Here is an 8,924-nt window from a genome sequence, read left to right on the forward strand (position 1 = left end):
GGATCCGGCCCCGCGGGGAAAGACCGTCACCGGAGTATCCGACAGAGATACAGTCCGCGGCGTGTCCGCCTCCCAGCACCGCGCCGAACCCGTCCCGGGCTCCCACTGTTCGAGCTGCGGGGCACCGTACGGGGGCCATCAATCCGCCTGGCCCCGCACCTGCGCCGCCTGCGGCACGGCGGCCTACCGCAATCCGCTGCCCGTGGCGGTGGCACTGCAACCCGTGTACGACACCAAGGGCACCGCCCTTGTCGTCGTGACCCGCACCATCGCCCCCGCGCGCGGGGGAGTGGCCCTGCCCGGAGGATTCATCGACGACCGGGAGGACTGGCGGGACGCCGTGGTCCGCGAGCTGGAGGAGGAGACCGGTGTCCGTGCGGCGAGCCGTGACGTCCGCCTCGCGCAGGCGCTCAGCGCACCCGACGGCTACCTACTGCTCTTCGGCCTCCTGCCCGAGCGCCCGGCGGCCGAGCTGCCGGACCCCGCCGCCACGGGCGAGACCGAAGGATGGCACCTGCTGCACCGCCCGGCTGAACTCGCCTTCCCCCTGCACACATTGGCGGTGCGCGCCTGGTTCGAAGGGCGCTACATCTGAGGCTGCTCGCTTCCCCGCACCGTCACCCGCAGCCCGACATCGCCCGCCGCTTCCTCGGCACCCTCGGCGGCCCGGCCGTCCCGCTCGACCACCACACGGCCTCCGACCCACCGCGCGGCGAACCGCTCGATCTCCGGCTGCTCCCAGCCGTCCCCCGCGTCCCTGACCACCAGGCCGCCTCCCGTACGCCCCGGCGCCGGCGCCCACACCTCCAGTTCGAGCGCACCGTCGGCGCCCCGCACCGGTAGCACAGCGCCGGCTCGCGCGAGCACCGGTATCCGGGACAACGGAGCTTCCAGGAGCACTCGGGCAGGCCCCTCGTACGCCTGGCCGGTCGCCGTGTCGTACCAACGGCCCGCAGGCAGCCGAACCGTGCGTCGAACGGCCCCCGGCTCGAACACCGGCGCCACCAACAGGCAGTCCCCGAGCAGAAAAGCGTCCTCGCAGTCACGCAGCGCCCGATCCTCCGGACTGCCCCACCACAGGGGCCGCACATACGGCGTGCCCGTACGCCGTGCCAGATGCGCGAGCGTCACGAAGTAGGGAAGCAGCCGCCGGCGTTCGACGAGCGCCACGCGCGCGTGCTCCAGGACTTCGGGGCCGAACTCCCAGGGCTCCCTGCGCCCGGCCCGCAGCGCGGCATGCGTACGGAACAGCGGCAGATACGACCCGAGCTGGAACCACCGCAGATACAGCTCGGGCGAGGGACTGCCGTCGAACCCGCCTACATCAGGCCCCGAGTACGGCACACCGCACAGTCCCAGACCGAGGACCAGCGACAGCGACGCCCGCAGACCAGGCCACCCCGTGGCCACATCCCCGGACCACGTGCCTCCATAGCGCTGCATTCCCGCCCACCCGGAGCGCGAGAAAAGGAACGGCCGCTCCTCGGGGTGCAGTTCTGCAAGACCCTCGTACCCGGCGCGCGTCATACCGAGGCCGTACACGTTGTGCGCCTCGCGATGGTCGCCGCCGCGGCCCTCCAGAGCGTGCCGTGCCGAGCGGGGCAGCGTCGGCTCCCCGAAAGCGGCGAAGGACACCGGCTCGTTCATGTCGTGCCAGAAACCCGCGAACCCCTGGGCGAGCCGCTCCTTGTAGAGACCGCCCCACCACGCCCGCACCCGCTCGTCCGTGAAGTCCGGGTACACCGCCTGCCCCGGCCAGACGACCCCGTGCACCGTCCGCCCCGCGGCATCCCGCACGAAGACGTCCGCCGCCCTGCCGCTGTCGTAGACCTCGTTGCCCGGCTCGGCCTTCACCGCCGGATCCACGATCGACACCAGACGCACGCCGTCCTTGAGCAGGTCGTCGGCCAGCTGCGGCAAGTGAGGGTAGGCCTCCTTGTCGACGGTGAACACCTGATGCGCTTCGTAGTGATCGATGTCCAGATGAACGGCGTCCAGCGGCAGCCCCCGCTCCTGGTAACCGGCGACGATCCGCCGCACCTCGCGCTCACTGCCGAATCCCCACCGCGCGTGGTGATGCCCGAGCGCCCACGCGGGAGGCAGCGCGGGCTGCCCGGTGAGCGAGGCCCAGGTGTGCAGCACGCGCGCGGGGGTGCCCACCATCACCCAGCACCGCAGCGGCCCGCCGGCCATGCGGACCTCGCACGAACCCGCCCTGTCGTGCCCCGACCCCGCGCCCTCCTCGCCCTCGCGCACATCCACGGTGCCGTCCCACGTGTTGTCGTGGAACACCAGATGACAGCCGACATCGGCCACGACGAGCTGCACGGGCATGGTGATGTACAAGGGGCCGTCACCAGGTCCGAACGAACCCCCTGGATCGGTGTTCCACAGCCGGTACCTGCCGTTCCGCAGCCGGGGCCCCCGCGCGCGACCGCCAAGGCCGAAGAACCGCGCGTCCGCCGCCACTTGCGAGCGCTGCAGCCAGCGCACGGCACCACCGCCCGACTCCCACCAGCGAGGCGGCAGATCACGGCGCAGCATCAGACCGCCGGGCGTCCGCAGTTCCACGGCGCCGAGCCGCGAGACGATCACCGTCGCCCGCTCCGACACCACCCGCCAGCCGCCCTCCTTGTCCGGCTCCAGGACCGCCCGGGGGTCAGCCTCGGGGCTCCCGCTGACGAGCGCGTACGAAGGATCGGGCTCCGCACCGTCCCAGCCCCAGAAGATCGCCCCGCCCGTCGTCACCCGCACCCGCAGCTCGGAACGGGCGAACCGCACCACCCCGCCTCCGGGCCCCGGCTCCACCCCCGTCACCGGACCGGGCACCCGCGCCCGCTCGACACCCCGGGGAGCGAGCCCGGCCGCGTCCACCCGCCGCCTACGCCAAGAGGACCGCACCGCACGCAACCCCTGCGCCGTACCGATCAAGCTGACCGCCTTCATCGAACGCACCAGGTCACGACCGTTCATGCTGCTCACCCTGCCACCGAAGACGCCGCGCGTGTGCATCGTTCAACTGCCGTTCACCTGGGGTGACGGCACATAGCCGCCGCGCCGACTGTGTGAGGCACACCCTGGTGTCGAAATCGATCACGTGGCATCGTCCCTGTCAGCCGTGTCGCGCGCACAACCAGCACGCGCGCACCACACACGCATACGACGCGTAGAGCCCGGGAGCCGATCCATGTCCTCAGCGAACCCCTCACCGCTCTGGCAGCCCGACCAGGAACGGATCGCCGCCGCGCAGATCACCCGGTTCCAGGCATGGGCCGCCGAACGCCACGGAGCGCCCGCCGACGGCGGCTACGCGGCGCTGCACCGCTGGTCCGTGGACGAACTGGACACGTTCTGGAAAGCGGTGACCGACTGGTTCGACGTGCGGTTCTCGACGCCCTACGCGCGCGTGCTCGGCGACCGCTCGATGCCGGGCGCCGAATGGTTTCCCGGGGCCACGCTCAACTACGCCGAGCACGCCCTGCGTGCCGCCGAGGACCCCGCGCGCACGAGCGACCCGGCTCTCCTCCACGTTGACGAGACCCATGAGCCCGCCGCCGTGACCTGGGGCGAGCTGCGCCGCCAGGTCGGTTCCCTGGCGGCGGAGCTGCGCACCCTGGGCGTGCGCCCCGGAGACCGCGTCAGCGGCTACGTCCCGAACATCCCGCAGGCCGTCGTCGCTCTCCTGGCCACCGCGGCGGTCGGCGCCGTCTGGACCTCCTGCGCCCCGGACTTCGGCGCACGCAGCGTCCTCGACCGCTTCCAGCAGGTCGAACCGGTCGTCCTGTTCACCGTCGACGGCTACCGATACGGCGGCAAGGAGCACGACCGCCGCGACGCCGTCGCCGAGCTGCGCCGCGAACTGCCCACCCTGCGCGCCGTCGTCCACATCCCGCTGCTCGGCACCGAGGCCCCCGAAGGCGCCCTGGAATGGGCCGCCCTCACTGCCTCGGACACGGCCCCCGTCTTCGAGCCGGTCCCGTTCGACCACCCCCTGTGGGTGCTCTACTCGTCGGGCACGACCGGCCTGCCCAAGGCCATCGTCCAGTCCCAGGGCGGCATCCTCGTCGAACACCTCAAGCAGCTCGGCCTGCACTGCGACCTGGGCCCCGACGACCGCTTCTTCTGGTACACGTCCACCGGCTGGATGATGTGGAACTTCCTCGTCTCCGGCCTGCTCACCGGCACCACGATCGTCCTGTACGACGGCAGCCCCGGCTATCCCGACACCGGCGCCCAGTGGCGCATCGCCGAACGCACCAAGGCCACCCTCTTCGGCACGTCGGCGGCGTACGTCATGGCCTGCCGCAAGGCGGGCGTGCACCCCGCCCGCGACTTCGACCTCTCCACCGTCCAGTGCGTCGCCACCACCGGCTCCCCGCTCCCGCCCGACGGATTCCGCTGGCTGCACGACGAGTTCGAGGACACCCCCGGCGGCCTGTGGATGGCCTCGGTCAGCGGCGGGACGGACGTCTGTTCCTGCTTCGCCGGAGCCGTACCGACCCTGCCCGTCCACATCGGCGAGCTCCAGGCCCCCGGCCTCGGCACCGACCTGCAGGCCTGGGACCCCCAGGGCAAGCCCGTCATCGACGAGGTCGGCGAACTCGTGGTCACCAACCCGATGCCCTCCATGCCGATCCACTTCTGGAACGACCCGGACGGCAGCCGCTACCACGACAGCTACTTCGACACCTATCCCGGCGTCTGGCGCCACGGCGACTGGATCACCGTGACCTCGCACGGATCGGTCGTCATCCACGGCCGCTCGGACTCCACGCTCAACCGCCAAGGCGTACGCATGGGTTCGGCCGACATCTACGAAGCCGTCGAACGCCTCCCGGAGATCCGCGAATCCCTCGTCATCGGAGTCGAACAGCCCGACGGCGGCTACTGGATGCCCCTCTTCATCCACCTCGCCCCCGGCGCCACCCTCGACGACGGCCTGCGAGACCGCATCAAGCAGACGATCCGCGCCCAGCTCTCCCCGCGCCACGTCCCCGACGAGGTCATCGAGGTCCCCGGCATCCCGCACACCCTCACCGGCAAGCGCATCGAGGTCCCGGTCAAGCGCCTGCTCCAAGGCACCGCCCTGGACAAGGCGGTCAACCCCGGCTCGGTGGACAACCTCGACCTCCTCCGCTTCTACGAGGAACTGGCCCGCAAACGCTCCTGACCTCCGGCCCAGCGGCCGTTGTCAGTGCTCGCAATTACTCTGAGTGAGCATTGACCGACGTACCGCAGGGGGAATCATGGCTCGCACTCAGCACACCACCATGCGACGCGCACTACGCCGCGAAGTCGCCGGCACCATCGGCCTGCTGGCCGACGAGGACGACTTCGCGGCCATGCGCCGCTACCGAACCTTCACCTTCGACGACCACACGACCTACCTCCGGCAAGCCGAAGGCCTCCTCAGGTCACTCGCATCCGACGGCGGCCACACCGCCATCGCCCTCTTCGACCCCGAGGAGTACGCGGAGTACTGCGCCGAGGCCGGCCTGGACCCCGACGCCCCGGCCAGCCGCACCCGCTTCACCGCCGAACTCGCCGCCACCGGGCCCACCGTGCCGTATGACGGCCAACCCCTGGCCGAGCTGCTCCCCGACCTCGTCGACGAAGCGGTCCGCCGGGCCACCTGGGAGTACGCGACGATGCTCCTGGCCCGCCTCGGCGCCTGCGCCGTCTGCGGCGAGGACATCGGCCGAGCCGCCTTCAACCGCGCATCGGACCTGCTCGTCCAGCTGCTCGACACCTCAAGTCCCGGCACCCGGCACCTCGTCTGCAGCGTGCCCGCCGCCCAGGAGACACTCCTCGCCGCACTGCACGCGGCACAGGACACCGAGGGCAACGCGGAACTCGACGAGACCGAAGCCCTGGAGTTCACCACGGTCCTCGCGGTCGGGATCGCCACGCACAGCGCCGCGGGCGTGGTGATGCGCACCACCGCGGACGGGAAACGCGACCGCGTCCAGGGCTGGCGCCTGCACGGCGAGCGACTGCTGCCCCTCACCGCCGCCGAGGTCTTCGACGCCTACTGCACCGACGCGGTGTCAGGTGACCTCGTCGCCCCGGAATCAGGCGTCGACTACTGCGCCGCACCGACCATCGGAGAGGACAATCCCGGAGGGGGACACCGCCACTGAACGCCGAGGGGCGCCCCACCCATGTCGGATGGAGCGCCCCTCACACACCTGGTTCCGGCTACTCGCCGGACAGAACCGCCTGCGCGGCCTTCCGGGCTTCCTCAGCGCTGTCCGCGGCCCGCGCGGCAGACGCAGCACGCTCGCACTGAGCAAGCGTGTACTTGCCCAGCGTCGCCCGCACGTAAGGAATGGACGCCGCACCCATCGAAAGCGACGTGACGCCGAGACCGGTCAGCACACACGCGAGCAGCGGGTCGGATGCCGCCTCGCCACACACACCACAGCTCTTGCCCTCGGCGCTTGCCGCCTCGGCGGACAGCGCGACCAGGTCGAGCAGCGCGGGCTGCCACGGGTCCTGGAGCCGAGAGACAGCGCCCACCTGACGGTCGGCCGCGAAGGCGTACTGCGCGAGGTCGTTGGTGCCGAGCGACAGGAACTCGACCTCCTGGAGGATCGAACGCGCCCGCAGAGCGGCCGACGGAATCTCCACCATGGCCCCGAACTTGGCCTGCAGCCCCGCCTCGCGGCACGCGTCGGCGAACGCCTTGGCGTCGATACGGTCGGCGACCATCGGCGCCATGACCTCGAGGTAGACCGGCAGCCCCTCAACAGCCTTGGCCAGCGCCGTCAGCTGCGTACGCAGCACATCCGGGTGCTCGAGCAGCGACCGCAGCCCGCGCACACCCAGCGCCGGGTTCGGCTCATCGCCGGGCGTCAGGAAGTCGAGCGGCTTGTCCGCACCGGCGTCGAGCACACGCACGACGACACGGCCCTCGGGAAAGGCCTCGAGCACCTTGCGGTACGCCTCGACCTGCTTCTCCTCCGACGGCGCCTTGGTGCTGTCGTCGAGGAAGAGGAACTCGGTCCGGAAGAGACCGACACCCTCGGCCCCCGCCTCAACGGCAGCCGGTACATCGGCCGGACCGCCGACGTTGGCCAGCAACGGCACCTTGTGCCCGTCGGACGTCGCACCGGGACCGGTCGACGCGGCGAGCGCGGCCCTGCGCTCGGCGGCCGAGGCCTCCAGCTGACTCCTCTTCTCCGCACTCGGCTCGACGAAGATCTCACCGGTGCTGCCGTCCACGGCGACAACCGTGCCCTCGGCCAGCTCACCCGCACCCGGCAGAGCGACGATCGCGGGCACACCGAGCGCCCGGGCGAGAATCGCGCTGTGGCTGGTCGGCCCGCCCTCCTCGGTGACGAAGCCGAGCACCAGCGCGGGGTCGAGCAGCGCCGTGTCCGCCGGCGCGAGGTCACGCGCGATCAGGACATAGGGCTCGTCACTGTCCGGCACACCCGGCATCGGAACGCCCAGCAGACGGGCGACGATACGATTCCGCACGTCATCGAGGTCGGCGACGCGACCGGCCATGTACTCGCCGGCGCCCGCGAGCAGCTCGCGGTAGTGGGAGAACGCGTCGTAGATGGCGCGCTCCGCCGAGCTGCCGACAGTGACGCGTCGGTCGACGTCAGCCATGAGCTCGGGGTCCTGGGCGATCATGGCCTGCGCCTCGAGCACGTGCTGTGCCTCGCCACCCGCCAGATGGCCACGCGCATTCAGGTCGGCGGCGACAGCTTCCACAGCCTGTCGAGCGCGCCCCTGTTCGCGCTCGGCTTCCTCCGCGGGAATCTGCTTGGCAGGCGGTTCCAGCACCGCCGTCCCCATGTGCCGAACCTCGCCGATCGCCACTCCGTGGCTCACGCCGACGCCTCGCAGCGTTGTCTCCATTTCACCCGTCTCCAATAGAGCGACGGGCCCAGCCGCCGCGGTGGATGTCCTACCTGCCGTCAGGGACGGCGATGACGTCACTTCCAGCTGAAGAGAGCGTCCCCAGCCTTAACGTCGCCATCCTCCACGAGGCCGGAGAGGGACTCGGCAGTGGCCTCGAGTGCCACGATCGGGCAGATCGGAGACTTGCCCGCCGCCTCGACGCCCGCGGGGTCCCAGCGCACGATGGACTGACCGCGCTGCACGGTGTCACCCTTGTTCACGAGCAGCTCGAAGCCCTCGCCGTTGAGCTGGACGGTGTCGATACCCAAGTGTGTAAGGACGCCGTGACCCTGGTCGTCCACGACGACGAAGGCATGAGGATGAAGCGAGACGACGATGCCGTCGACGGGGGCGACAGCCTCGGAGGGCTCGCGCGCGGGGTCGATGGCCGTGCCGGGCCCGACCATCGCGCCGGAGAACACGGGGTCCGGTACAGCAGAGAGCCCAATGGCGCGTCCGGCAAGCGGGGACGTCACGCTGGTCATGGCAAGCCTCCCAGGGGGTGGAGATACGTAGCCGCCGTCACTACCTGTCCTGGACGACGCACTGTTCAGAAGCGTAAGTCATAAAAAGTCCCGGTTCCGCGCGAGAGGTCCCGGATGACTGAGTAGGGGCACTGCACAAACGATTTGCGCCCGCCCCAACGGCCGATGTACAGTCGTAGTCCTGCCTGAGGCGAGCGACGCGGTCAAGCGTCCGGACTCGGCGGCATCTATCAAGTCAGATCCTAATCCCTGGGTCCGGTTCTGCGTGCTCGCAGACGAGTGGTCAGGGAGCCGAGAAAGTCCTGATAGAGTTTGGAACCGCCGGAAAGGGAAACGCGAAAGCCGAAAGGCCGGAGCGGGAACCGGAAAGGCGCCGAGGGAATCGGACACGAAAGAGTCTGATAGAGTCGGAAACGCGAGAACGAAGAACAAAAAGAAACACCGAAGGGAAGCGCCCGGAGGAAAGCCCGAGAGGGTGAGTACAAAGGAAGCGTCCGTTCCTTGAGAACTCAACAGCGTGCCAAAAGT

At 70.4% G+C, this 8,924-nt stretch carries 6 protein-coding genes; 3 read left to right on the plus strand and 3 right to left on the minus strand.

What is annotated here, in order from left to right; translation table 11 throughout:
- Window positions 1-61 precede the first annotated feature (61 nt).
- The gene (locus ACZ5WE_RS16485; protein WP_467686279.1) at window positions 62-595 is read left to right on the plus strand and encodes an NUDIX domain-containing protein; all 534 of its coding nucleotides are present in this window, start codon (window positions 62-64) and stop codon (window positions 593-595) included.
- Here ACZ5WE_RS16485 and ACZ5WE_RS16490 read toward each other — a convergent pair.
- Window positions 586-2,973, minus strand: coding sequence for a glycoside hydrolase family 31 protein (locus ACZ5WE_RS16490; RefSeq protein ID WP_467686277.1), 2,388 nt, complete (start codon window positions 2,971-2,973; stop codon window positions 586-588). The genes ACZ5WE_RS16485 and ACZ5WE_RS16490 overlap by 10 nt on opposite strands.
- 214 nt (window positions 2,974-3,187) lie before the next feature.
- Here ACZ5WE_RS16490 and ACZ5WE_RS16495 point away from each other — a divergent pair, with 214 nt between their 5' ends.
- A complete protein-coding gene (locus ACZ5WE_RS16495; protein WP_467686275.1) occupies window positions 3,188-5,170 on the plus strand; it encodes an acetoacetate--CoA ligase in 1,983 nt (660 codons plus the stop codon).
- 76 nt (window positions 5,171-5,246) lie between these two features.
- The gene (locus ACZ5WE_RS16500) at window positions 5,247-6,140 is read left to right on the plus strand and encodes a hypothetical protein (RefSeq protein ID WP_467686274.1); all 894 of its coding nucleotides are present in this window, start codon (window positions 5,247-5,249) and stop codon (window positions 6,138-6,140) included.
- A gap of 58 nt (window positions 6,141-6,198) precedes the next feature.
- Here the strand turns inward: ACZ5WE_RS16500 and ptsP are convergent, their stop codons facing one another.
- Together ptsP and ACZ5WE_RS16510 are read right to left on the minus strand one after the other, a co-directional pair.
- Entirely contained in the window at window positions 6,199-7,869 is a 1,671-nt protein-coding gene (ptsP, locus tag ACZ5WE_RS16505; protein WP_467686272.1) for a phosphoenolpyruvate--protein phosphotransferase, read from the minus strand.
- Between the two features lie 77 nt (window positions 7,870-7,946).
- Window positions 7,947-8,396 (minus strand): PTS sugar transporter subunit IIA, encoded by a 450-nt coding sequence (locus ACZ5WE_RS16510; RefSeq protein WP_467686270.1) that lies wholly within the window; start codon window positions 8,394-8,396, stop codon window positions 7,947-7,949.
- Window positions 8,397-8,924 lie beyond the last annotated feature (528 nt).

This window comes from Streptomyces sp. NPDC033180 (assembly GCF_055577645.1).

Excerpts from the sequence above, each read along its gene's own strand:
- ACZ5WE_RS16490 (WP_467686277.1), bottom strand. The coding sequence starts at position 2,973 with ATGAACGGTCGTGACCTGGTGCGTTCGATGAAGGCGGTCAGCTTGATC.
- ACZ5WE_RS16495 (WP_467686275.1), top strand. The coding sequence starts at position 3,188 with ATGTCCTCAGCGAACCCCTCACCGCTCTGGCAGCCCGACCAGGAACGG.
- ACZ5WE_RS16500 (WP_467686274.1), top strand. The coding sequence starts at position 5,247 with ATGGCTCGCACTCAGCACACCACCATGCGACGCGCACTACGCCGCGAA.
- ACZ5WE_RS16510 (WP_467686270.1), bottom strand. The coding sequence starts at position 8,396 with ATGACCAGCGTGACGTCCCCGCTTGCCGGACGCGCCATTGGGCTCTCT.
- ptsP (WP_467686272.1), bottom strand. The coding sequence starts at position 7,869 with ATGGAGACAACGCTGCGAGGCGTCGGCGTGAGCCACGGAGTGGCGATC.